At 41.4% G+C, this 25,718-nt stretch carries 24 protein-coding genes; 12 read left to right on the top strand and 12 right to left on the bottom strand.

The features are described 5' to 3' along the window. Nucleotides 1–35 precede the first annotated feature (35 nt). From ALKIM_RS0108900 to ALKIM_RS0108950, 11 genes are all read right to left on the bottom strand, one after another. Nucleotides 36–506, bottom strand: a complete 471-nt coding sequence (locus tag ALKIM_RS0108900; protein ID WP_026474328.1) for a chemotaxis protein CheD — start codon at nucleotides 504–506, stop codon at nucleotides 36–38. A 9-nt stretch (nucleotides 507–515) separates the two neighbouring features. Next, a complete protein-coding gene (locus tag ALKIM_RS0108905) occupies nucleotides 516–1,415 on the bottom strand; it encodes a sensor histidine kinase (protein ID WP_026474329.1) in 900 nt (299 codons plus the stop codon). A gap of 37 nt (nucleotides 1,416–1,452) precedes the next feature. Then, entirely contained in the window at nucleotides 1,453–2,319 is an 867-nt protein-coding gene (locus ALKIM_RS0108910; protein WP_026474330.1) for a CheR family methyltransferase, read from the bottom strand. A 15-nt stretch (nucleotides 2,320–2,334) separates the two neighbouring features. Continuing rightward, a complete protein-coding gene (locus tag ALKIM_RS0108915; RefSeq protein ID WP_052345500.1) occupies nucleotides 2,335–2,814 on the bottom strand; it encodes a chemotaxis protein CheW in 480 nt (159 codons plus the stop codon). Between the two features lie 18 nt (nucleotides 2,815–2,832). After that, nucleotides 2,833–3,282 carry a chemotaxis protein CheW gene (locus tag ALKIM_RS0108920; RefSeq protein ID WP_044117843.1) on the bottom strand — a complete coding sequence of 150 codons (450 nt, stop codon included), beginning with the start codon at nucleotides 3,280–3,282 and terminating at the stop codon, nucleotides 2,833–2,835. Nucleotides 3,283–3,322: 40 nt separating this feature from the next. Then, nucleotides 3,323–5,359, bottom strand: coding sequence for a chemotaxis protein CheA (locus ALKIM_RS0108925; protein ID WP_026474333.1), 2,037 nt, complete (start codon nucleotides 5,357–5,359; stop codon nucleotides 3,323–3,325). A gap of 46 nt (nucleotides 5,360–5,405) precedes the next feature. Further along, nucleotides 5,406–5,735 carry an Hpt domain-containing protein gene (locus tag ALKIM_RS18110; RefSeq protein WP_052345501.1) on the bottom strand — a complete coding sequence of 110 codons (330 nt, stop codon included), beginning with the start codon at nucleotides 5,733–5,735 and terminating at the stop codon, nucleotides 5,406–5,408. Nucleotides 5,736–5,744: 9 nt separating this feature from the next. Continuing rightward, on the bottom strand, nucleotides 5,745–6,110 hold the full coding sequence (locus tag ALKIM_RS0108935; protein ID WP_026474334.1) for a response regulator: 366 nt from the start codon (nucleotides 6,108–6,110) through the stop codon (nucleotides 5,745–5,747). A gap of 13 nt (nucleotides 6,111–6,123) precedes the next feature. Continuing rightward, nucleotides 6,124–6,441 (bottom strand): STAS domain-containing protein, encoded by a 318-nt coding sequence (locus ALKIM_RS0108940; RefSeq protein WP_044117844.1) that lies wholly within the window; start codon nucleotides 6,439–6,441, stop codon nucleotides 6,124–6,126. Between the two features lie 64 nt (nucleotides 6,442–6,505). Beyond that, nucleotides 6,506–8,200, bottom strand: a complete 1,695-nt coding sequence (locus tag ALKIM_RS0108945) for a methyl-accepting chemotaxis protein (RefSeq protein ID WP_235714401.1) — start codon at nucleotides 8,198–8,200, stop codon at nucleotides 6,506–6,508. Between the two features lie 350 nt (nucleotides 8,201–8,550). Beyond that, the gene (locus tag ALKIM_RS0108950) at nucleotides 8,551–9,066 is read right to left on the bottom strand and encodes a YfiR family protein (RefSeq protein WP_026474337.1); all 516 of its coding nucleotides are present in this window, start codon (nucleotides 9,064–9,066) and stop codon (nucleotides 8,551–8,553) included. Between the two features lie 500 nt (nucleotides 9,067–9,566). Between ALKIM_RS0108950 and ALKIM_RS18115 the strand changes: the two genes are divergently transcribed. The 11 genes from ALKIM_RS18115 (at nucleotide 9,567) to ALKIM_RS0109005 (ending at nucleotide 22,553) form a co-directional block, all read left to right on the top strand. Next, complete coding sequence (locus ALKIM_RS18115) at nucleotides 9,567–11,981, top strand: efflux RND transporter permease subunit (protein ID WP_044117845.1); 2,415 nt, start codon at nucleotides 9,567–9,569, stop codon at nucleotides 11,979–11,981. 17 nt (nucleotides 11,982–11,998) lie between these two features. Continuing rightward, nucleotides 11,999–12,976: a polyprenyl synthetase family protein gene (locus ALKIM_RS0108960; RefSeq protein ID WP_026474338.1), complete on the top strand. Its 978-nt coding sequence runs from the start codon at nucleotides 11,999–12,001 to the stop codon at nucleotides 12,974–12,976. Nucleotides 12,977–13,277: 301 nt separating this feature from the next. Beyond that, the gene (gene atpD / locus ALKIM_RS0108965; RefSeq protein ID WP_026474339.1) at nucleotides 13,278–14,792 is read left to right on the top strand and encodes a F0F1 ATP synthase subunit beta; all 1,515 of its coding nucleotides are present in this window, start codon (nucleotides 13,278–13,280) and stop codon (nucleotides 14,790–14,792) included. Continuing rightward, entirely contained in the window at nucleotides 14,789–15,070 is a 282-nt protein-coding gene (locus tag ALKIM_RS18120) for a FoF1 ATP synthase subunit delta/epsilon (protein WP_044117846.1), read from the top strand. The genes atpD and ALKIM_RS18120 overlap by 4 nt, the downstream gene beginning before the upstream one ends. A gap of 131 nt (nucleotides 15,071–15,201) precedes the next feature. Next, nucleotides 15,202–15,810, top strand: coding sequence for a DUF4254 domain-containing protein (locus ALKIM_RS0108975; RefSeq protein ID WP_026474340.1), 609 nt, complete (start codon nucleotides 15,202–15,204; stop codon nucleotides 15,808–15,810). Next, the gene (locus ALKIM_RS0108980; protein ID WP_026474341.1) at nucleotides 15,807–16,850 is read left to right on the top strand and encodes a glycosyltransferase family 9 protein; all 1,044 of its coding nucleotides are present in this window, start codon (nucleotides 15,807–15,809) and stop codon (nucleotides 16,848–16,850) included. Before ALKIM_RS0108975 ends, ALKIM_RS0108980 begins: the two co-directional genes overlap by 4 nt. 222 nt (nucleotides 16,851–17,072) lie before the next feature. After that, nucleotides 17,073–17,822 carry a glycosyltransferase family 2 protein gene (locus ALKIM_RS0108985; RefSeq protein WP_026474342.1) on the top strand — a complete coding sequence of 250 codons (750 nt, stop codon included), beginning with the start codon at nucleotides 17,073–17,075 and terminating at the stop codon, nucleotides 17,820–17,822. A gap of 35 nt (nucleotides 17,823–17,857) precedes the next feature. Beyond that, nucleotides 17,858–18,670, top strand: a complete 813-nt coding sequence (locus ALKIM_RS0108990) for a glycosyltransferase family 2 protein (protein ID WP_026474343.1) — start codon at nucleotides 17,858–17,860, stop codon at nucleotides 18,668–18,670. Between the two features lie 9 nt (nucleotides 18,671–18,679). Further along, complete coding sequence (locus tag ALKIM_RS18125; RefSeq protein WP_052345502.1) at nucleotides 18,680–19,693, top strand: glycosyltransferase; 1,014 nt, start codon at nucleotides 18,680–18,682, stop codon at nucleotides 19,691–19,693. Between the two features lie 20 nt (nucleotides 19,694–19,713). After that, nucleotides 19,714–20,853, top strand: a complete 1,140-nt coding sequence (locus ALKIM_RS0109000) for a glycosyltransferase family 4 protein (RefSeq protein ID WP_026474344.1) — start codon at nucleotides 19,714–19,716, stop codon at nucleotides 20,851–20,853. Nucleotides 20,854–20,936: 83 nt separating this feature from the next. Further along, nucleotides 20,937–22,553: a hypothetical protein gene (locus tag ALKIM_RS0109005; RefSeq protein WP_026474345.1), complete on the top strand. Its 1,617-nt coding sequence runs from the start codon at nucleotides 20,937–20,939 to the stop codon at nucleotides 22,551–22,553. A 97-nt stretch (nucleotides 22,554–22,650) separates the two neighbouring features. On the opposite strand, the gene ALKIM_RS0109010 is transcribed toward ALKIM_RS0109005, so the two are convergent. Continuing rightward, on the bottom strand, nucleotides 22,651–23,385 hold the full coding sequence (locus ALKIM_RS0109010; RefSeq protein WP_026474346.1) for a glycosyltransferase family 2 protein: 735 nt from the start codon (nucleotides 23,383–23,385) through the stop codon (nucleotides 22,651–22,653). Nucleotides 23,386–23,856: 471 nt separating this feature from the next. Between ALKIM_RS0109010 and ALKIM_RS0109020 the strand changes: the two genes are divergently transcribed. Further along, complete coding sequence (locus ALKIM_RS0109020; RefSeq protein ID WP_026474347.1) at nucleotides 23,857–25,683, top strand: LTA synthase family protein; 1,827 nt, start codon at nucleotides 23,857–23,859, stop codon at nucleotides 25,681–25,683. Nucleotides 25,684–25,718 lie beyond the last annotated feature (35 nt).

Consider the following 25,718-nt stretch of genomic DNA (forward strand, 5'->3'; position numbering starts at 1 on the left):
CCTGGTGCGATTGTTTTCGCTTTCGGCCTGATGTGCTAATATTCTCTTTTATCAATGAATTTGTGCCTTACCTCCCCAGTATCGGTAAAAAAGAGGATTTTCCTCCCTTTTCGGCCACCGGTACTGGAAGCGACTATCGGAATGTTCTTTTCCTCAAGTAACATGCGGGCCACCCGTATATTGCGTTCTCCGATGAGCATTGCACTTCGGTCGGCCGCAATAAGATCCCCTCCTCCAAATATCTTGGCTTGTAGGTTTTCTTTTCTGCATCCTAAAGCATAGAGTCGTTCCAGCAGTTTTTCAATGGCAATGTTGCCATATTTAGGCGACGCCAAATCGTTTCCGTTCCAGTTGGGAAGCATATAGTGATTGATGCCGCCCGCCTTTACAACCGGATCCCACAGGCATATAGCCACACAGGATCCGAGTATGGTTTTTACCATATAAGGCTCCTTGCTGGCAAACAGTGTTGAAGGATACAAAAAATGTTGATAATATTGATTCATTCTAATTCCTTAAAAAATCTCGTCATCATCATCGAAGAAGATGTCGTTTCCTTCTCCGCTAAATCCTTCAACTACGTTTTTTGCTTCAGGAATTCTAACCGTAAAGGTAGAACCGTCCCCTTTTTTGCTGGCGATTTCGATGGATCCACCCATTACATCAAGTAGCGCTTTGGTGATGGACAAACCAAGACCATGGCCGCGGTTAATGGAGTTGATTCCTGAATCGAGACGCTTGAAACGTTCGAAGATGACTTTTTGATTTTTCTCGGAAATGCCGGTTCCATAATCCTGAACCGAAATATTGAGCGAGTCCTCATCGGCCGTCATGGTGATGATGACTTTACTATCTTTAAAACTGTATTTGAGCGCGTTGTTAAGCAGGTTACTCATGATGAGTTTAAGCTTTTCACTGTCGGTTTTAAAATAGAAGTTCTTTCCAAAACCATATTCGATATTGTAGTTGAATTCAATATCGATACCCATTTTGCGTGCTACCAGGCTGAAAGACTCTATAATGGTCTGAACAATGTTTCTTACATTAACCTTTGCAATGTTGGGTACTACTTCGCCAGCCTCAATTTTTGCGGCAACAAAGATGTTACGAAGCTGAAAATCGAGGTTAAATGCCTCACTGTGGATGAGCGCAACCATGGAAACTACTTTTTTCCAGTCGTTTTTCTCAACCTGAAGGATGGATTTGGACAATCCAAGTATAGATGTAAACGGGTTTACAATCTCGTTCGAAATGTTGGAGATGAAGTGACTCTTTAATGCTTCTGATTCTTTAAAACGCTTTGTTACATCCTGAAGCTCCTGTGAGAGCATATTTACCTCCTGCTCGTATTTGGTACGCTCCTGGAGCCTGTCTTTGAGCTCCTTTAAAAGTTGTCTGTCCGAAAGATTCGTCATAGTACAGTTGTTATTATATCCTCTGGTTTGATTGTATTTATTTTTTTCTAAAAATTGTTGGCTTTATATGTTCAAGCGGTAAATCCATCCCTGAGAGTGACTCTGAATGGCCGATGAAAAAATAACCTCCTTTTTTGAGGTGCATACACAATTTCGAAATAACCCGTTCTTGTGTGGGTCTGTCAAAATATATCAGTACGTTTCTGCAAAAAACTATATCAAACGTTTCCTGTATGCCGTAAGTTGCGTCCATCAAGTTAAGATAACTAAGCCTGATGTTTTTTTGAAGCAACGGATGTACCCGGCTTGTTTGATTGTGAGGATCCTTACTTTTAAGGAAATACCTCTTTTTTATTTCGAGCGGAATGGTAGCTACCTTGTTCATGGCGTATACACCGCGAGCGGCTTTTTCGAGCATTTGGGTTGAGATATCAGTACCTAATATCTCAAATTTGAACAAGGGGTTTGCCCGCTCAAACTCATTCAAAACAATAGAAATGGTATAGGGTTCTTCTCCACTTGAACAGCCTGCGCTCCAAACCTTTAGTGGCTGATTGCCGCTGTCTCTTCTAAACTCAGGTAAAACAGTCTCATTGAGAAAGATAAAATGCACCGGTTCTCGAAAAAAATCTGTTTTATTGGTTGTAACTACGTTTAAAAAGTGCAGAAGTTCCTTTTCCTGGCCTTCTTTACTAAAAAAGTAGTCTTTGTATTCCGAATAAGAGTTCATACGCAGTTCCCGTATGCGTTTTAACAAACGTCCCTGCAACATGATTCTTTTTATCGGAGGCATCTTTATGCCATATTCGGAGTAGATGTAACGGCTAAAAACCTGAAAATCTTTCTCCGATAATTCTGCTTTAAAGCAATCCAGACCTCCGGAATTTTCACTTCCAATATCCATTGATTTGCTCGTTGGTTATTTGATGTTGGTTATAATATCCATCATGGAAATGATCTCCTTCTGATTGAACACCATATCGGCGTTTAAAATATATATGAATTGATTGTCAGATGTATATGTTCCTAAAATGTATCCTGGCCGGTAGTCATCATCGATGGTTTTAACGCTGCTTTGGTCGGCTTCAAACACGTCCGAAACGGCATCCACCAAAATTGCTACCCGGTAGGTTTTTCCGAGCACGTCGTTGGTAAGCTGCAACACGATGATGCAGGTGGATGGTTCAACCTGTATGGGTGTCATGCCAAATTTTATCGATGTGTCAATCAGCGGAATCACTTCATCACGGTATTCAATAACTCCTGTGACAAAAGGAAGTGACTGCGGGAGTGGTTTTGGGGTGATATACTCTTTAATCTCCATTACTCTCGCCACATTTACGCCAAACACGTCTTCTCCGAGTTTAAAGGTGAGATATGAATTTATTTCAACGGACATATCAGTTTTTTTTCCCTGTTATTTTTCAATTACTTCCATTATGTTTTTGATATCAATGACGTGTATAAACTCTTCATTGATACAAAGCGTCCCTTCAAAGGTGTCGATCAATCCTTTCTTACCATCGGTAACAGTTTCTGTTAGTTCAGATTGATTGGTCTCGATAACTTCCTTTACCATATCTACCAGAAGACCCAACCGGGACTCCTGCTCAGCGTTTGGGTTTATTACAATGATGGAGGTATCAGCTCCGTTAATGGTTTTTTCATTTCCCATTAGGATACGCATATCCACCACGGGAACAATATTACCGTGCAGATTTATGATACCCAGCATGAATACCGGTGTGTTGGGGACTGCTGTAATGGTTGATGGAACCTCGAGTATATGGTTTACCTGAAGTGCATCAACAGCAAAAATGTCCTCACCTATTTTAAACGACAATAATGTCAAATCCTGAGATGTCATAACTTGTATGGCTTGGTTTTTACAGATAAAACAGACTGTATCAGCCGGTTACTTTAATATTTTTTCTGGACTGTAACAGTCTTGATGTATCAATTACCATCGATATTGTGCCATCGCCCATGATTGAGGCTCCGGAAATTATCTCCTGTTTTTTAAGGTATCTGCCCAAGGGTTTTACCACAGTCTGGTACTCTCCAACTACGTTATCTACAATTACGCCGCTTTTTTTGTCTTCAGATTTAACCATGACCATCTGTACAATATCAGTCTGGTGTTGTGGTTCATTGAATACTTTTCTGAGATCAATAAAAGGCACTTGCTCTTTGTCGATAATCACAACGTTGTTAAACGATTGTTTGATTTGAGCCGGATCAAGGGCGTATATTTTGTCGATGGATGAAATGGGTATTACATATTGATTGTCAGCAACTTTTACAAGCAAACCATCAATAATAGAGAGCGTAAGTGGCAGACGTATCGATATCAGGGTGCCTTTTCCAACTTGAGATTCAATGGTAACTTCTCCCCTGATGTTTGCGATTTTTCGTCGTACTACATCCATACCAACGCCACGTCCCGATACATCAGATACCGTATCACGCGTACTAAAACCGCTCACGAAAAGCAGCTCAAGTATCTCTTTTTCGTTGAGAACCGCATCGGCCTCAATAATGCCCTTTGAAATGGCTTTTTGACGGATATACTCCGTATCCATGCCTTTACCATCATCCGAAATCTCAACAATTACGTTGGCTCCTGAATGAAATGCTTTGAAAAGGATGGTGCCTTTAGGAGATTTTCCTTTTGCAATACGCTCTTCGGGCAATTCAATACCGTGGTCTATTGAGTTACGTAGTATATGTAGCAGCGGATCGGTAAGGTTTTCAATGATGTTTTTGTCTAACTCAAGATCGCCACCTTCAATTACAAAATCAATATCCTTGTTCTGCTCTTTGGACAAGTCTCTGACCAGCCTCTGAAAACGCATCAACTCACTTTGCAATGGTATCAACGAAATGTCAAAGGCATTTTCCCGTAACTGCCGAGATAGCTTTTGAATGTTCTCAGTAAGTGCACCAATTACAGGATCGTCATGATTTTCGGCATAAAGACTAAGCTGGGCCTGAATGGTTACCAATTCGCTCACCAAGGTAACCAGTTCGTCAATTTTGTGCGATGTTACGCGAATACTCGATATTTTGTGTTCTTTAACGACAACTTTCTTTTTTTCTTCAGGTTCTTTTGTCTGAACCTTATTCCAGTCGCCACTTTTAAAGTCATCAGGAGTTAAAAGCAGGTTGTGTTGTAATGCTTTTTCAATAAGTACGTTGATTTCCGGTTTGCCGATGATATTAGTTTCAGCAATTTGGTCAACGTGAAGTTCACATTCATCCTCAACAAAAATGAAAACATCCTTTATTTCGTTGACCGACTCGGCAGTGTTGACGAGAATTTGCCAGATGCAGTAGTTGGACGTGTTGTCAATTAAATCGAGAGATGGAACCTTGTGCGTGTATGCAATTGAAACGGCTTGCCCCAGAGCGTGAATGTCATCCATCAGGTATAGCGGGTTGGTGCCGTTTTGAAGGAGTTCAGGCTGTGGTATAAAACTAATCAGGTAAGTTTTTGTGGCGATGGCCGCTTCAGCTCCGCTGGCTTCAACCGATGTCATGCCTGCTTTTTGAGCCGGCGAATCTGTAAGGGTCAGAAAAGCTTGTACACGCTGAATAAACGCTTTTTGGTCTGCAATTTCCTCATCGTTAGTTAAATCTCCGGTTTTCAGCAGGTGGTTGATGTGGTCGATAGCCGAAAAAGTAAGAGAGATAAGATCGGTAGATACGGCTAACTTATTACCTCTCACCCAATCAAAAATGGTTTCCAGGTGATGGGTAAACTCGCTCAGATGATTAAATCCAAACATTGCTCCGCCCCCTTTCAGGGAGTGCATCGCCCTGAATATCCTTTCAATGAGTTCTTTATTGTTCATGTCTTTTTCCAGAAGAAAGAGTGCTTCTTCCAGATCATGAACATTGTCCATTGATTCCTCTACAAACTTAGCTTTGAATTTATCTATCATGAGAAAAATGCATTTGGGCATTTAAACGTATTGAGAATTACCTCAATTACTGTCTTTGAATACTGTTCTCTTCTACAAATGTTTGAATGAGCACTTCGATGGCTCTTTTGGTTTGCCAAATAAGTTGAGGCGTTAGATTTCGCTGCCCTGCCCTTATGTCATAAAAGGTTCTTTCCAGTTTTCGAGACAGTTTGGATGCCCCGTCGAAACCAAGCATCGGCCCCGTACCACTTATTTGATGTGTCAGGGTAAAGATTTGTTCTGTCAAAACCGGGTGGTCTTCAACCGGCACCTCCTCATGAGAGAGCTTTATGTTGATGTCTTCCAACTCTTTGACAGTTGTTTCGTAAAACTGTTTCTTAATTTCTGCTAACATTGCTTTACGCTATCGAATAACTCTGGAAATGGCAGAAAGCAATTTAGCTGGAACAAACGGTTTAATAATCCATCCTGTAGCTCCGGCTTCCTTGGCTTCCATTTTTTTAGCGGCCTGTGACTCAGTTGTCAGAAAGAGGATTGGAATGTGTTTGTAATTTTCCATCTCACGCACTTTTCTGATAAGCCCCAGCCCGTCGAGGTTTGGCATGTGAAGGTCGGTGATGATAATATCAATATGACGGCCGTCGAGGAATTTTAACGCGTCTTCACCATCAACACCAACGAGCACATCGTAACCTTCATTCTGAAGCGTAAAATTTACCACTTCACGGATACTTTCGGAATCGTCTACAATTAGAACGGTTTTAGCCATAATATTTTGATTTTTAGTTGTTTTGTTTGAGTAGATTGCCGAACCCGGCGTTTACGATCAAGGATTCCAAGTCCTCGGGCAAAGTCATGGAGAGATTCACCGCAAAACCCTTTTTCTTTCCGCTGTGTTTGATTGAGTGCAGCAGCTGAATAAAGGTTAAATCGATGTTGTCAACATCCTTAACTGTAATATTAACTACCGACTGATCGGTAATTTGACTCTTCACGCTTTCGGTTACTTTTTTGATGGTGTTGATAGTCAACTGTCCAGTGAAAGTAATGTCGAGTTCGTGGTTGTTTTTCTTATAGTCGATGTTGAAATTCTCTGCCATGGTTTCTATTTTGATCGTGTCTGATACGCAGGATTAACCTAAAAAGTTATATTCTTATGAAACTTCAAAACTTTTCATAGTTGTCCAAATCAAATTCCTTCTCGAGGTTAGAAAGATTCTGCTTGATTCCACCGGGTTTTGACGAATCCAGCGTTTCTCTGCTGCCAGCTTTTTTGTCAGCAGATGGTTTTTCTGTTTTCGATTGAGGTACCGATTGTCCTGCCTTTTCCTCCCCTATATTGAAATAGCTGACCGCCTCCTGAAGGTTTTGTGCCAAACCGGATAGCTGCTCTGAACTTTGGGTAAGCTCATCTGAGCTGGATGCATTTTCCTGGGTAATCATGTTCAATTGCTGCATGGCCAGATTAATTTGGTCGGCACCAGTTTTTTGTTCCATGCTGGCTGCGGTAATCTCTTTAATGAGCAAGGTGGTTTTCTCGATGTCGGGTACCAGCATTCTGGCTTTCTCGCCGGCTTCTTTCGATACCTTGAGTCCTTTGTTAACGAGGGTTACAATTTCATCGGCTGCCGATTTACTTCTTTCCGCCAGTTTACGCACCTCTGCTGCAACAACCGAGAAGCCACGACCGTGTTCTCCGGCTCGTGCCGCCTCAACCGCCGCATTTAGCGCCAGAATATTTGTCTGGAAAGCAATGTCGCTGATGATGGAGATTTTTTCTGAGATGGCGCTCATGGCTTTGGCCGCTTCAGAACTCAGCTCGTTGGCGATGTTTACGTCCTTGGCTGTTTCTACTGTAATTTTTTCAGTCTGAATGGCATTGTCTGTGTTCTGGTCGATGTTTGCAACCATCTCTTCGATTGAGGTAGATACCTCCTCGGCAGATGCTGCCTGATCAGCAGAACCTCTCGACAATTGCATTGAACTTTTCTTCAGAACATCACTTGAGTAGACCAGATTAGCGGCATTTTCCTTAATGGAAACGACAGTCCTTTTAAGGTTGTCGGCCATGTTTATCATCTCTTTGGCAAGTACACCAATTTCGTCATCCTGATTTACATCCACACTTGCAGTGAGGTTACCACTTCCAATTGCTTTTGCAAATTCAACGCCTTTGTTAAGTGGCAACACAATGGCACTGTAAAGCAGCCATGCAATACCTAACGAAGCCACAATCAGTAACAATCCCATGATGATAACCACCCAGGTTAGTGTGGCAAATGCTGAACGCATATTTGCCAGAGCCTCTTCGTTCAGTGCTGCGTATTTATCGGAGATAGTTGAAATCTCATCGGCAATTTGATCCGAGAGGCGCATGATACCGCGACCCTCCATCACCATGTCCTCAGCCTGGAAAAATACCATTACATCTTCATAGGCTTCAAATGAATCAAGACTCTCCATCACTTCGCGTTGCAGACCGTAGAGCGAATCTGTACGATGGATTATTTTTTCCAATAGTTCAATGTCTTCACTGTCTCTCCAGCGATTTGCAATTGGCCTGAGTCTTTGCTGAAGTTGGGGCCAATCGGTGTTTTGAAGCTCAACTAATCTTATTTTGTCAGGTGTTCCCGGCTGTTTGTCAACGAATACCCAGTTTCGAATGAGCATTTTACTCTGGGTAATTTCGGTATCTAACTCACTTAAAGCCTGAACTGTTGGGCCATATATTCCGGTAACCTGATTGTTAAGGTTTGTGCTTCTTACCAAAGTAAAGATTGTAAGAACACTGTTAAGCAAAACAACAACCAAGATAAGGCCGAACCCATACAACAATTTCTGGCCTATATTCAACTTCATCTTCATTTTTTAATCATTTGTTGGTTTATATCTCTCGTTTTCTGGTTCTGATATTACGTCTGAATTCAAAATATCAAGCAAGCATTCTCACTACATGATACCACAAAAATGGTTTTCAGAATAAAAACTGACCGCCGCAACTCGCCAAGCTATATGGTTTAATTCGTAAATTGCGATAAATCAGTTTATTCTGAACACACTATTTTGCCGTCGGCAATTTAGCAAAATTATCAAAGAGATACAGAAACCTTTATTGAAAAAATGGCATAATTCATTTAATCTTAAAAGTACTCTTCTCTTTTTGACTGATGCAATCAATAAAAATACAGTTGATGGCCTTTGCACAGGTTTTACAAGTTGATTGCTGCAGCCATTCCTTCAAGCCTTGAGCTAAACTGCAACCCCATTCGTGCAGCATTTGCTTTGTGTAGCTCAAACCGCAATGTGCCGTCGCGAACTACAAAATTAATTGCCGAACCATGATTTGTTGCACCTTCAGAATCAGTTATTATCAGGCTGTTTTTTTGACGGGCCTTATTAATAAGCGCTTCTGAATTGCTCCGTAAGTTAATTGATGAGGATACATAAATCACCTGACAGCCTTCTACTTCGTCGATGCTTCTGTATTCTCTAACAACGACATCTTGAAACCCAAACTTTTTTCCTTCGGATTGACTTCGAATCCAGTCTGCAATTTCGCGGTCACGTACAACTCCAATTACAAAATCTCCCTGTAGGGACGATTCAGGCCACCCAATGTATCGTATGAAATTTAGGGTGAACACGGCTTTAAACTTTGCCTCCTGCGCTACCATTGAAAACATGGGAAGCATGAGAAGCAATAACAATAAGTAATGCTTTTTCATAGAATTGTGTCCTTTCTCTTTTTACCTGACCAATATTACGGAGAGAAAACTATTTGGTTTCTTTTTTTACAATTTTTCAGAATGTGAGCAGGTTTTAAGATTTTGGTTAACATAGATGTTTGCAGGTAAAGTGCTGGCTAACAGGCATGAATTTAATATGAAAGAAAAATGCAAAAATGAATTTTAGTGTGTTGAAAAAGGGGTATCTTACAAATTGTAAGTGAGATTTGCGGACTCAGTTAGATCATCTTTCCGCTTCAATGAAAACAGGAGTTTGATTAAGCTGACAGACTCAGAAAAGAAACATAAGCACCAACAAAATTGACTTAAACCTTCTTCTACACCCAGGTTTTATAGCAGGGTGTCTACTGTTTGCTTTCTGTTTGCTATCTGTTATTTACATGGCTCGGATTTTTCTCTCAAAGGTGATTTAAAACAGTTTCTTATTTTTTGCTTAAATTCGCATCTTTTTGCGGATATAGAGGTTAATACAAACAAATATGTGGGTTAGAGTTGCCAGTACCATTCTTAGAAACCGTTTGCCAATTTTGTTTATTCTGGGTGCCATAACTGTGTTTATGGCGTTTCAGGCTCAACGCATTGAGATGTCATATCAATATGCGCCCTTGCTGCCCGAAGACGATCCAACTTACCTTGAGTATGAGTATTTTGTAAAATTGTTTGGCAACGAAGGAAACCTTTTGGTTTTGGGCGTTGAAGACGCTTCATTTTTTGAGAAAGAGCATTTTAACAGATGGCAGATTTTGGCTGCTGAGTTAAAGGCAATTCGAGGCGTGAGTTCTGTCTTTTCAGCAGCTGATGCCTATAATCTGGTTCGAAGTCAGGAAGAGCGAAGTTTTAGGGCTGAACCTCTGTTTGCCACTGCTGAAACGGCCGCAGAGATTGATTCGCTGCGTCTGGTTTTTGAGAATCTGCCATTCTACGAAGAATTGATATACAATAAGGAAACCAACGCCTATATGATGGCCGTGATGTTGGTTCCAGAAATTTTGCAAAGTCCTGACAGGGTTCAACTAATTGAAGAGATTAAAGCAGCCGGTAACAGATACGAGAGTGGTAATGGCACAAAACTACGTTACTCGGGACTTCCATTTATAAGAGTAGAAACAGCCGAGATGGTTAAACGTGAATTAAACATGTTTATACTGCTGGCACTTGGCGTAACTGCACTCATCATATTCCTGTTCTTCAAATCATTTAAAGTGGTATTGTTTTCCATGCTTGTGGTGGGCACAGCCGTTATCTGGGCGCTGGGCAGTCAGGCGTTGCTTGGATTTAAAATTACCATTCTCACCGGAATGATACCACCGCTCATTATTGTAATCGGCATCCCAAATTCAGTTTTTATGCTGAATAAGTACCATCAGGAGTTCCGCAAGCATGGAAACAAAATAAAGTCGCTCCAGCGGATGATTCGCAAAATTGGCAATGCCACTTTTTTAACCAACCTGACAACAGCCAGTGGTTTTGCCACCTTCGTATTTACCAGCAGCCGCATCCTGGTTGAGTTTGGAATTGTAGCGGCTATCAATATAATGGTGGTTTTTATTCTTTCTCTGCTGCTTATTCCGATTATCTTCAGCTTTTTGGCCGACCCGCAGGAAAGGCATATCAAGCATTTGGATCGCAAGTTAATGGTAAAGGTAGTTGAGAAGTTAATGCACATTTCACTCTATCATCGACGTAAAGTGTTTGTGGTAACCGCCATAATGCTAATTGTTGGACTTTATGGAATTTCACGCATCAAAACCACCGGCTATATGCTTGACGACATACCTCATGAACACGCCCTGTATGAGGATCTTAAATTCTTTGAGTCGCATTTCAGCGGTCTGATGCCGTTGGAGATTCTAATTGATTCACGGCGCCCCAATGGAATGATGCAAAGTGCCAACATGCAGAAAATGGATTTGTTGCAGGAGCGACTTGACTCCATTCCGGTTCTTTCACGCCCCCTCTCCTTTCTTGAACTTGTAAAGTTTTCGCGACAGGCATATTACAATGGCAACAGCAATTTTTATGGTGTGCCCAATAGCAGGGAGCGCAATTTTATATTGTCATATATGCAGGGAGGCGGAAGTGACACAACCGGACTAATGAGTGCTTTTATGGACTCTACGCGGCAGAAAACACGCATAAGCCTCCGCATGGCCGATATTGGAACTACCCGTATGGGCGAGCTTGACACAGAAGTGCGTGCCATTATCGAAGATGTTTTTCCGGCTGAGGAGTATGATACATTGATAACCGGTGCCAGTGTGGTCTTTTTTAAGGGTACAAACTATCTGATTCGCAATTTGTTTATTAGTTTGTCATTGGCAATAGTGCTTATCGCATCGTTTATGGCATGGATGTTTAGTTCCAAACGTATGGTGCTTATGTCTTTAATTCCCAATATTATTCCGCTATTGATGACAGCCGCACTCATGGGCTATTTTGGCATACCCATTAAGCCCAGCACAATATTGGTTTTCAGCATCGCTTTTGGTATTTCGGTGGATGATACCATTCACTTTTTAGCCAAGTACCGGCAAGAACTCAGAGAAACCAACTGGAGCATACGTGCCGCAGTAGTTCTTGCAACAAAAGAGACCGGGTTGAGCATGATTTACACCTCCATAATTTTGTTTTTTGGCTTTGGCATATTTAGTATGTCAGAGTTTGGTGGTACTGTGGCTTTGGGCTTACTAGTGGCATTTACACTGCTCGTGGCCTTGTTTGCTAACCTTATTTTGCTGCCATCGCTTTTACTCACACTTGAAAGGTTAATCACCAACCAATCGTTCCGTGAGCCATTGCTTACCATCTACAATGAAGATGAAGATATTGAGATTGATGATTTGGTAATAGAATCAAAGAAACCAGTTAATAACTCTATACAAGGCGAACAATAACCCAAAACCACACAATTATGGCATACATTCAAAGTTTTCAGGAAGAGATAGAATCCGCACTCTCAAATATGGAAGTTGGCCGGGAGCCAGCCGGTTTGTTTGAACCTGTTACTTATATATTGTCGTTAGGCGGAAAGAGAATTCGCCCTGCGCTCTGTTTGGCCGGTTGCGCACTTTTCGATATGTCGCAATTAAAAGATTGTATGCATGCCGCTTTGGGGCTTGAAGTGTTTCATAACTTTACTCTTTTACACGACGACATAATGGATGGTTCGCAAATGCGCCGTAACCACCAGACGGTTCATGAAAAGTGGAATGTGAATACCGCCATCTTATCCGGCGATGCCATGCTGATTAAAGCATACCAGCATATTGCCAGCATATCAAAATCAGCTTTGCCGGATGTGTTGACAGTGTTCAGCCGCACAGCCATGGAGGTGTGTGAGGGTCAGCAATACGATATGGAGTTTGAAACACGAAATAGTGTTGTTGAGGATGAGTATATTAACATGATACGTTTGAAAACTGCCGTACTAATTGGTGGCAGTCTCGAGATTGGAGCTATTATTGGCGGTGCATCAAGCGATGAGCGCAGTAATCTTTACCGTTTTGGAACCAACATCGGAATATCATTCCAGCTTCAGGACGACTGGCTCGATGTATATGGTGATTCCGAAACTTTTGGGAAAGCCATTGGAGGTGATATCGTTAACAATAAGAAAACCTTTCTCCTAATCAATGCACTGAACAATCTTTCAGTCACATCGCGTAAGGAGCTGGAAAAATGGATATATGCCAAAGAGTTTAATCGCGAAGAGAAAATTACCGCAGTGCGCAATCTTTACGAAGAGGCAGGTGTAGGGCAGAACGCACGAGAATTGATGGATAAATACTATCAGAGCGCGTTGAAGCATCTGAGTCTGATTGAAGGAAATCAGGAAGTTAAAAGTGAGTTGGCTTCATTTGCGCATCAGTTGATGGAACGATCCCGGTAGTTATATCTTCGTATTTTGCTGTGTGGCAGGTTGAATGTTCCAATCAACTCAGGTGTTTGAATCTATTATTACCTCAGACTCTATTTTTCTGGTACATTTTAAAACCCGATTCCAATTTAGCCGTATAGGGGTAGCATGATTTTTTGTTTTATTTCTGTAATAAAACCAATCTTGTTGCGTGAACCTGCATTAATTGCAGGTAAAGGGATTTGAGAAAAGTTGATTAAAAAAACCAACCATTCAGATAATTCCGGAATTAATTTGTAACTTTTACCTCCATACGTATAAAAATTTTAATCAGATGGCACAGCTTACCGGAAAGGTTATTCAGGTTATCGGTCCCGTGGTGGACGTAGAATTTGACATACTCGCCACAGAACTTCCGCAAATTGACGAAGCGCTGGATATTCTTGCTGATGATGGCAATAAAGTAGTTATCGAATGCCAGCAGCATATTGGCGAACACACCATCCGATGCATTGCAATGGATTCAACCGATGGTCTGCAGCGGGGCATGACTGTGATTTCGCAGGGAAGTCCAATCAGTATGCCACTGGGCGATGAGGTAAAAGGACGCTTGCTAAACGTTGTTGGGCGTGCCATCGATGGCATTGGCGAAGTAAAAAATGCTCCCAAAGCTCCCATTCACCGACCTGCTCCAAGGTTTGAAGATCTTTCTACCGAGGCGGAGATCCTTTTCACCGGCATTAAAGTAATTGACTTGATTGAGCCTTACTCCAAGGGTGGAAAAATCGGTCTGTTTGGTGGCGCAGGTGTGGGGAAAACGGTATTGATTCAGGAGCTGATAAACAATATTGCAAAGGGCTATTCCGGCTTAAGTGTTTTCGGTGGAGTGGGTGAGCGAACCAGAGAGGGTAACGACTTGCTGCGAGAGATGATTGAATCGGGCATTGTAGATTATGGACCAGCATTCAAGAAAAGCCTCGAGGAGGGACGATGGGATTTGGACAAGGTAGATATGTCTGCTTTGCGAAACAGTCAGGTGGCGATGGTTTTTGGCCAGATGAATGAACCCCCTGGAGCGCGTGCGCGTGTAGCTCTTTCAGCACTAACCATTGCCGAAGGTTTTCGTGATGGTGATGGCAAAAGTGCCGGTCGCGATGTGCTTTTGTTTATCGATAATATTTTCCGTTTTACTCAGGCTGGCTCCGAAGTATCGGCTCTATTGGGACGTATGCCTTCTGCAGTAGGGTACCAACCCACCCTTTCCTCTGAAATGGGTGCTCTGCAAGAGCGTATCACATCTACCAAAAATGGTTCCATTACATCGGTGCAGGCGGTGTATGTGCCGGCCGATGACCTTACCGACCCGGCTCCTGCTACTACATTTACTCACCTTGATGCGACTACGGTGTTAAGCCGCAAAATATCCGAATTGGGTATCTATCCTGCGGTTGACCCGCTTGACTCCACATCACGTATTCTAACTCCCGAAATAGTGGGTGAGGCACATTACCGTACAGCTCAGAATGTGAAGGAAATTCTCCAACGATACAAAGAGTTACAAGATATTATTGCCATTCTGGGAATGGAAGAGCTCTCCGAAGACGACAAAGTGGTTGTTCACAGGGCGCGAAGGGTGCAACGCTTTTTGTCACAGCCCTTTTTTGTGGCTGAACAGTTTACAGGACTAAAGGGCGCAAGGGTTTCCATTGAAGATACCATTAAAGGGTTTAACATGATTCTGTCGGGTGAACTGGATAAATATCCCGAGGCCGCGTTTAACCTGGTTGGTACTATTGAGCAGGCCATCGAAAAAGGAGAAAAACTATTGAAGGAGGCCCGAAGAAAATGATGGATCTTTATTTAGAGGTAGTTACTCCCGAAGAGATTCTGTTTGAGGGTTTTGTCGGGATGGTTGAAGTGCCCGGAGCCAGTGGTCGCTTCACGGTGCTTCGCGATCATGCGCCTATTATATCCACGCTTATTGCCGGCCGTATCCGGGTCATTGGTAAAGACGGAGTGGAGCGATTCTTTAACTGTCGTCAGGGCGTAGTGGAGTGTCGTGAAAATCAGATGACGGTGCTCATGGATAATCCGCGCTTAACGCCTTCAGAAGCAGGTGATTTGTAGACACAGGATCCAATACATACGTCTCAATTCCTTTAATGCCCTTGTTGGTAGCTTTATGCCATCACAAGGGCATAATTATTGTGTAAAAATAATACCTTTGTTTTATTAGTAATCATTAAAAAATCTGCAATATGAGTTTTAGTCAGCTTTGTAACAGAATTTTTGGCGAAACTACAGCCTTGTACCATGTAACCGACGATGTAGACGCACAACCTGTAAACCCATATAATCAGGGTAGTATTGAGTTTTTGCTGTTCTCAAAAAACTGGATTGATGCGGTTCAATGGCATCTTGAAGATATCATTCGCGATCCGCAGATTGATCCCATCGAGGCATTGAAAATTAAGCGTCGTATTGATATGTCCAATCAAGACAGAACGGATTTGGTTGAGTATATCGATGGCTATTTTATGGATAAATTTAAGGATGTTAAACCAAAACCGGAAGCAGGGTTAAACACCGAAACACCAGCCTGGGCTGTGGATAGGTTGAGTATTCTGGCATTGAAGATTTACCACATGGAGCAGGAAACACTTAGAACCAATGCAAGCACAGAGCACATTGCCGGTTGCAAGCAAAAGTTGAATGTATTGCTTACCCAGCGTGTTGATTTAAGTGGAGCCATTGATGAGTTACTAAGCAATATTGAATCGGGCAAAAAGTATATGAAGTTATACAAACAGATGAAAATGTATAATGATCCGGCTTTAAACCCCGTACTTTATAAAACCGGAAAGTGAGCAGTAGAAGTAAGATTCTGATATTCAGATTTAGCGCATTGGGTGATGTGGCAATGACTGTACCGGTCATCTGGTCGTTATTGCAACAATACCCTGAGCATGATATTGTTTTTGTATCCCGTCCCTTTGCACAGAAGTTTTTTACACCAATTGCTAGGGTGCAATTTGTATCTGTTGATTTTGGCGGAAAGCACAAGGGATTAAAAGGTCTTTACCAATTGTTTAAGCGGCTACGTGAACTGGGACCTTATAAGATGGTTGCTGATTTACATGGCGTTTTAAGAAGCTATGTGTTAGGAGCAATGTTCCGGCTAACAGGAGCAAAAGTGCTTTGCATTGATAAAGGAAGGCAAGACAAGAAGGCTCTTTGCGCAAAGGAGAACAAACAACTTGTTCAGCTTAAGCCAACATTTGAGCGTTATCGTGATGTGTTTATTAAGGCAGGTATGAATTTTCCATTGGTTGGTTTTCCCGGGCGAGACATTTACAATGCTGATGCCGACACCGTTCCACACAGCGCACTTAATAATCGTGGTGCCAAAATAGGGGTGGCGCCCTATGCCAAACATCAATGGAAAATGTGGCCTATAGAGAAGATGCACCGATTGGTAGAGATTCTCGATGGTAAAGGATATCAAGTGTTTCTGTTTGGAGGAAGAGGCGAAGAAGAAGCTACGCTGGAAGAGTGGGCTTCGGAGTTTGTCAATGTGCATTGCCTGGCAGGCCAGTTGAGTATGGACGAAGAGTTAAAAGCCATTGCCAATCTTGATTTAATGGTCTCGATGGACTCAGCCAACATGCATCTTGCCAGCTTGGTAGAGACGCCGGTAGTGAGCGTTTGGGGAGCCACACATCCATACGCCGGGTTTTACGGCTGGGGACAAAAACCGGATAACGCAGTACAAATAGATTTGGAATGCCGACCATGCTCCGTTTTTGGTAATAAACCCTGTTTCAGAGGTGACTTTGCCTGCATGGAGTCTGTTACCGTAGAGATGATTGAAGCTAGGATTGAACAGATTGTATCGTTGAAGAATTGACAATGGGTATTGCCTATAGCTTATTCTGAACATAAAAAAATCCCGCATCGACGGGATTTTTTTATACAGTTTTTACGAAAAAATTAATGCTTCGTGATAGTTAAATTACTAAATGGTGTAATATATTTGAACCTTTAAATAATATACCAGTTTTAAACCGTTAATGGTATACAGACTGCCTGTATTTTTTGTTGCAACGTTAACCTGACACAATTTTGAAGGATGAAGATTTCAGTAGTAATAAACACATATAATGCAGAACAGCATCTGGATAAAGTATTGGAATCGGTAAAATCCTTTGATGAAGTTGTGATATGTGATATGCACAGCACGGATAGAACAATTGAAATTGCTCAAAAATATGGTTGCAGAATAGTATATCATGCCAAGGAAAAGTATGTAGAACCAGCACGAAACTTTGCCATACAGCAAGCGCAATACGATTGGATTCTTGTGGTTGATGCCGATGAAGTTATCCCTGCTGCACTTAAGGAGTACTTATACAATCAATTAGATAAAAAGGACTGCCCAGCCGGAATATTTATTCCCCGAAAGAACTATTTTATGGGTCGTTTTATGCGTATAGCATATCCAGACTACAACCTGCGCTTTGTAAAAAAGGATGCGACATTTTGGCCTCCTTATATCCATTCACATCCAATAATAGAAGGTAAAATCATTAAAATACCTGCCAAATATGTTGGGCTGGCAATGGAGCATTTGGCTAACGATAGAATTGAACAGATTCTGACTAAAAACAATGTTTACTCTTCCGCAGAAGTTGTTCGACGTGCCAATCAGAAAGTATCCATTGGTCACATCATTGTTTCACCATTTTTCCGATTTATAAAATTGTATTTTTTTAAAGGCGGTTTTCGCGATGGAATGCCTGGGTTTTTATTCTCAATATATAAAGCGCAGTACAAATTTGACACGCTAGCAAAGATGGCAGAATCTCAATATCGTAATTAAAATTATTCGGTTACATTAAGTAATCTCCCTGATTTATGCAAAGTACAAAACCATCTGTCTCTCTCATAATCAGCACATACAACTGGAAAGAGGCATTGAAGCTATCAGTTGAAAGCGCATTAAAACAATCGGTTCAACCTGATGAGATTATTATTGCCGATGATGGTTCACGCGACGACACCCGGCTGCTTGTTGAGAGTCTTAAGGCTGTTTCGAGTGTACCAATAGTTCACATCTGGCATGAAGACATAGGATTCCGTTTAACAACCATTAGAAATAAGGCAATTGCTGCGAGTGTTGGCGATTACATCATCCAGATTGATGGTGACATTATTCTTCATCGCCATTTTATAAAGGATCATGTTGAAACGGCCCGGCCTGGATGTTTTGTTTGTGGAAGCCGGGTAGGGCTTGACAAAGAGAGTAGTTCCAAAATTTTTAAGAATCAAACATTTAGTAGCAGCCCACTGTCCGGAGGATTTAAGTACTTTTTGAATAATTTTCGGTTTTCACCGTTGCGTCGATTTCTCGCGCCGCGCTACGGACAGAAAAAAGTAGACCGCCTAAGGGGATGCAACATGGCCTTTTGGAAGATGGATTTGGTTGATGTAAATGGCTACAACGAAACACTTACCTCCTGGGGACATGAAGACGCCGAGCTTGCTTATCGGTTGATTTATGCCGGCAAAAAAAAGCGTTTTCTTAAAATGGGAGGTATTGCCTATCATCTCTGGCATCCAGAAGCGTCAAAAGATGATGAGGCCAAGCATCATGATGTTATTAATCAGGTGAAATTGTCACAATCAAGGTGGTGTGAAGATGGATTGAGGAAGTATTTAAAGGGGTAGGGATAAAGTATGGTGAAGCCTTTGATTTCTGTTATTATACCTGCGTATAATGCCGAAAAAACAATTGTTGAGTGTTTGACTGCTGTCTGTGGCCAATCTTATCAGGAACTTGAGATTATAGTTATCAATGATGGTTCTACGGATGGCACATCAACCATTATTGCTGATTTTCAAACAAATGATTCGCGAATTAAAATCATTGATCAAAACAATGGAGGCGTATCATCGGCCAGAAATGCCGGTTTGATGATTGCCAGCGGTGACTACATTGCTTTTGTGGATAGTGATGACATCCCGGATAGGGAAATGATAGAAGTTTTGTTTCACGGTCTGGTATCCAGCAATAGCGATATCAGCATCTGTGGACATTGGGTTACTTTTGTAGGTCAGAGGACTAAACAGTATGGTTCATTAAAGCGATATCAAAGAGTACTTTCAGGTAATGAGGCTCTTCAGCTGTTAATATATGATAAGGAAATAAAGAGCTACCCATGGGATAAGTTATATAAGAGAGCGTTGTTTCAAGGTATTTTATTTCCAGTTGGACGAATTTATGAGGATTATGCGATTATGTATAAGGTATTCATGCGCGCGCAAGGGGTTTACCAAACTAGCCAACCATTGTATCAATATGTTCATATTGCAAACAGTCTATCTCGTAATTTTAGTCCCAGAGGCGAGTATCACTTTTTTCTATCTGTTAAAGAGCGGTTCTTTTTTATGCAGAATCATCCATGGTTGATAAGTGACATGAAACGGTTTACTGCAGAAACTGTTAATCTTACATTTACGGTACTTAAGCGCTTTATTCGTATGGATAGATCAATCGTCATGGTTGATGAAATAAAGGAGATAAAGACGTTTTTCTGTTCTTTCGCGGGCTTTGACAGGGGACACCTTAATTTTGTCAGGTACATAAAGATTGTTTTGATGATGAGGTTTTTAAGTCATTATTCCGCCATTTTGAGAATTGTGAAAAATATATCTACTTATCTTTATACCAAAGTAAAGTTGTCTGGATAGGAACAAGAAATACAAATACCATGCGAATAGCTTTTGATGCCAAGCGAATTACACATAATGCCACGGGATTGGGGAACTACAGCCGTTTTGTAGTGAATGGACTTAGCCGTTATTTTCCAGAGAATGATTATTTGCTCTTCTCGCCATCACAGGGACATGATCACCTCCGTCAGCAAATTGAAAGCAGTCCATCGGTGCATTATCATCTTCCTGAGATGTTTCACCATCGAAAGTTGCGGTCGTTTTGGCGCTCTTATTGGGTTTCTAAAACTTTACAGGAAAGGGGTATAGACCTTTTTCATGGATTGAGCAATGAACTCCCCCTCAATATACGCAGCAGTAAAGTGCCATCAATTGTTACCATTCACGATTTGATTTTTCTTCGATATCCTGAGTTCTATAAACCCATCGACCGGGCAATTTATAAGTACAAGTTTAAAAAGGCTTGTACCGACGCTACGCACGTTGTTGCTGTCAGTGAATCTACCAAACGCGACGTAATCAGTTTTTTTGGTATTGATGAAAGAAAGATTTCGGTGGTCTACCAAGGGTGTAATCCTGTGTTTGGAATAGCTGCATCAGAGGAGTCTCGTATACGCGTTATTCAAAAATACGCACTCGATGAACCATTTATCCTCTATGTAGGTAGTATAGAGAGCAGAAAAAATTTGCTGGTTGCCGTTAAAGCAATGAAGCGCTTACAATCAGGTATCAGATTGGTGGCAATTGGTCGCGAAACGGCATATACCAAAAGTGTACGCACCTATATCCATGCCAATGGCCTATCAAATAAGGTTTCTATCCTGAACAATGTACCATTTGAAGACTTACCTGTTTTTTATCAGATGGCGAAGGTGTTTGTCTATCCTTCTTTGTTTGAGGGTTTTGGCATTCCTCTTTTAGAAGCGCTTTCGGCTAGAGTACCGGTTATTGGTGCTACCGGATCATGTCTGGAAGAGGCCGGTGGTCCGGGCTCACTATATTTTAATCCATCTAACTCTGACCAGCTGAGCAGTTACATCACCCAGATTCTTAATGATAGCGAACTGGCCGGGAGAATGGTTTCTGACGGGCTTGTACACCTCCAAAAGTTCCAGCCTGAGACGCTCAGTTCTCAAATGATCTCTCTTTATAGAGAAATTTGTAGAACTTCATTTTAGTCCGAAGCATAGGCAAGGGTTGTCTAATCGGCCTTAAATGAATATCTTAGTGTTTTTTTAACCATTGAAAAGACTCCTCCGTTTTGAAAAAGCTATTTATCATACCAATTCTGTTTATTACATTTATCGCTAAAGCTCAGGTTGAAGTGGACGCCGGCATATCTACAATGGCCAGTTTTTCTTCTTTTGAACTAAAGCCTTTATGGATGCACGCAAACCAATGGGGCGTGATTGATCCATTGGGCAAGGCCGATGCAATGATTTTGGGAGATGTGGAGATGTCATTGCTTCGGATGAAAAATTTTACGCTCGATGCCGGCGTTGCAGGTGTTGTTCGGAACCCCGCAAATGCAAGTTTTCTGCATGAGCTCTATCTTAGCGGCAAAATTTCGTTTATCGATTTTGTAATTGGAAAAAAGGCTTACGCGCCACACGCTACTTATGACCATATAAGCTCTGGTTCCTATCTGCTTGGCTCAAATGCACGCCCTGTACCGAAAATTAGTATTGGTATTTTTGATTTTATACAGGTACCCTACACTTTCGGTTGGCTCGAAGTTAAAGGCTATTTAAGCCAGGGAGTTTTAAATGAAGAACCACAACCGCGGATAACAGGCAATGTACTTCATCATGAAAAGTTTGCGTATGTGCGGATTGGTAAATATCATATCAAGCCTTATGGAGGGCTTACGCATTCTGCGTTGTTTGGCGGCGAGCGTTATGATGGAAGTAAAATACCGGTTGACTTTTGGGCAACGCTTTGGGCAAAAGGCTCCGAGAAGATAGGTGGCGGCGAGCTAACCAATGCTGCCGGCGGGCATGAGGGGTTTTGGGATTTTGGGATTGATGCCGATTTTGATTTCGGTTCGATGCATTTGGGCATGCGCAAGCCATTCACCGATCGCAATGGTTATGTTTTGAAACATGCTTTCAGACGCAATCAGGATTACAACTTCATCTGGCATTTCAAACTTAATAACAGCCGCTTTGTTAAGCAGATGTTGGTGGAGTTTGTTAAGACAGATCACCAATCGGGAGAGGGAATACCGGATCCACTGTACCCTGTCGGTTTTACAAAAGACCCAGCCAAAGTTGGGCAACTGATTTTCCCCTGGCTTGTAAGCGATTGGGAAAAATATATGGACGATAATTTCACCGGAATACCCCGGCCGGAAGGAGGCTGGAGTGCCAGGTCGTTTGAAGATTATTGGCAAACTCATTTCAATCAGGGTCATATTTTTGGTGGGCGAGCCGACAATCTGAACAATGGCATGTACTACAGAGGATATTCCTATCACGGACAATCGATGGGGACGCCACTCTTTCATACCTACTCAATGGTAAGGGCTTATGCTCCAAACTGGTCGCCCAACAATCATGGGATTTTCATCAACAACCGGGTAAGAGCCTTGCATTTGGGCTTGATGGGTGACGTTACAACTCGTTTGGACTACATTTTTAAGCTTACCATGACAGCTAATTACGGCCATTGGGCCGAAAAGTACCGGAGCCGTTACAGCTGGGAACTCACTCCCGACTATTTTTTCGAAGAGAGTAAATACCAACATCACTCATATATTAAGGTGAATTACAGAGATTGGCTGTTAGAGAAACTAAACCTTAATGGCGCCTTAGGGTATGACTTTGGTGATCTTTATAATAGCTTTGGTGTGAATATTGGCTTGGATTATCGGTTCTAACCAGCCATGACCCATTGCTCAGTAGCTATTGTTCCTTTTTTTGCAAGATTTTCAGCATTTGGCAGGAGTACCTGCTAAAAGAGATGGAATTACAAGATTATTTAGATTTTAGCTTCGACAGCAGGTAAGTCGGATATATTCGCATCATAAGCCGTATCCACTCCAACCCTTTATCGCACTCGTTTATAATATGGATGTTTTCTTTAAGTCCTGCCGATCTGTTGAAATTTGAAACCCCTTTTGTATCGAAAATGGCAATGGGAATATTTACCTTCGCAAATGTGTAGTTGTTTTTGTAGAGTGTTTTAAAAAGCTTGAAATCAGCACTCATTTTGAGCTTTTCATCAAATTGAAATATTTTGAGCAGGCTTGTCTTTACAAATGCGCTTTGATGACAAAAATACATCCGATGCTTATTTTGAGGTTCTTCTGCTTCTATTTCTACTAACATTTGCTTCTTCTCTTTAATCACATTGCCATATAAAACATCACATTCATTATCACGAATGATTTTTGAGGTTAATTCTAAGGTGTTTTGACTGGCAAAGGTGTCGCCGGAATTCATAAATAGTGTGTATCGTCCGTTTGCAAGGTTAATTCCCTTATTCATTGCATTATAGATACCTGTGTCAGACTCCGATACAATTTGGGTTATTTTGTTTTTGTATTTGTTGATTGTATGGTGAGTGTTATCTGTTGATTTTCCATCAATAACAATGTATTCAAAGTTCGCATACGTTTGGTTAACAATGCTCTGTATGGTTTTTTCAATGTTCTTTTCATCGTTGTACACAACGGTTATAATTGAAAATAGAATCTCATTATTTTCCATTCAAGATATATTTGAAGATAGCTTTGACATTCATTTGTTTTGCATGATATTCTAAATATAATAAACATTTTCCTATTCGTTTTTATTTGAATAGAGGCGCAATCTGTTGTGAGAAGCAAAAAGTATTTGTTCTATTTTTTCACTAGAACCAAATCATTAAATTAAACAACTCGAACTGAATAATCTATAATTAACCGCATAATTAATTGTCATGTCTGATAAAAGAAATACTTTTGCTTTTTAATTTTAGAAACAAATGCATTTCTTATACACCGATTGTGTTGTGCTGCTGATATTTGAAGGGGTTTCATTTGCCAGATTTGTTCATGCTTTTTAATTGGCATGTACCTCATTAGAGCGGTTTTACCATAATGAAATCTGTCGTGTAGAAATTTGAGGAGAATAGAATCAATCAACTTCAATCGTTACGTGCAGGAATGTGTCTGTGAAAGATTTGAATAATTTAAACGTATGCTAAATTTCTTAAAGTATTTTCTTAAATCTGCCATATTCTGGTTGGTGTTTTTTGCCATTTTCCGGCTGGGTTTTATTCTGGTTAACTTGTCGTATGCAGGCGATGCCTCATTTGGTGCAATGGCTGCTTCATTTCTTGTGGGGTTGCGATTGGATTTGTCTATGACTGGTTACGTTCTTATTTTAACTTGTGTGCATCAGGCTGTTACTCTGTTAGTTTTTCGAAGGTTTGTATATATTCATCTCAATTGGCTTCACTACACATTAGTAGGTGCATTTTCTGCTTTGTTGCTTGCCAACATCCATTTATATGCCTACTGGGGTCGCCATCTGGACGCAGAAGCTTTTGGGTTTTTAAAAACTCCGGGTATTATTTTAGCTTCGCTTAGATGGTGGGAGGTTTTGCTGTTTGGTGCCGGCTTGTTTGTTTTGTCAGCACTGTTTATCGCTGTTTATCGGAGATGGGTTTCAGAGAACTTTGTTGTCAAGCGGTTAAAGTTTCTAAATGCTGCCATTGCGGCATTTGTCGTATTGTTCTTAGGTGCATTGATGATAATTCCAATTCGCGGAAGTTTTGGTGTGGCACCTATAAATACTGGTGTTGCCTATTTTTCACGACACATGTATGCCAACCATGCTGCCATAAATCCGCTTTGGAATTTGTTTTACAGTTTCAAGCGTGTGGATGCTCGTACCCGCCATTATAAGTTCATGGATGAGGAGAAAGCGAAAGCATTGTTTCTTGAGACTGTTTACACAGAGGGAGCCACACAAAAAATCATCAATACAGAGAGACCCAATGTGGTCATTATTCTGTTGGAGAGTTTTTCTACACAGGTCATAGGGCGCTTAGGAGGCAATCCGGTAACGCCAAATTTCGATAAGTTGGTAACCGAAGGTGTGCTTTTTTCAAATATCTACGCAGCCAGTGACCGGTCTGATAAGGGCTTGGTAGCTACCCTTGCAGGGTATCAGGTAATGCCGGCTTATTCAATAATTCAGTATCCAGCAAAGTCTCAATCACTCTCGTTTTTACCCGAGCGTATGCGCGAGGCTGGTTATGGAGATATGACTTATATGTATGGTGGCGATATCGGCTTTAAGGGGATGAACTCCTTTGTGACGCTTGCTGGTTTCGATCAGATAATTTCAATAAGTGATTTTCCACGATCCTCTCATGGTCAAAAATGGGGCGTTCATGATGAGTACACATTTCAGCGTCTTGCTGAAGAGATGAAAAAGGCTGAAGAGCCCTATTTTAAGTTTTATTTCACGCTAAGTAGTCATGAGCCTTTTGATGTGCCGATGGAAAAAGTCTTTGACGATCCGTATTTAAATTCGATTCATTACACGGATCGTTGTCTCGGCGAATTCATTGATACTGTCAAACGTGTTGGCTTATGGGAGAATACGCTGTTTGTGCTTATTGCCGACCATGGTGTTCCCGGACCATTAAGAGCTACTTCGCAGATGAAAGAACGCTACCATATACCCATGCTTTGGACAGGTGGAGCTATTGCCAAAAAAGATACAGTTGTTAAAACACTGGGAAGTCAAACGGATATGGTCTCTACACTGCTTAATCAGCTCGACCTAAGTACCAACGGGTTTGATTTTAGCAAGAACCTTATGGCTGAAACGGTTTCGGAGTTTGCCTTTTTTACCTATCCGGATGCATTTGGTTTTATCACACCTACGATGTATCAGGTATTTGATAACCGTGCCAACCGATTCATTGTTTTTGAAGGTGAGGCGGCTGCAGCCGATAGTTTAAAGGGCAAGGCCTATTTGCAGGTTTTATCTGCTGATCATCTAAAAAGGTAAGGGGTTATTCGCATCTGTCTGAAGATATAGATTAA

Origin of the sequence: Alkaliflexus imshenetskii DSM 15055, from assembly GCF_000517065.1 — a bacterium.
GTDB classification, from domain to species: Bacteria; Bacteroidota; Bacteroidia; order Bacteroidales; family Marinilabiliaceae; genus Alkaliflexus; species Alkaliflexus imshenetskii.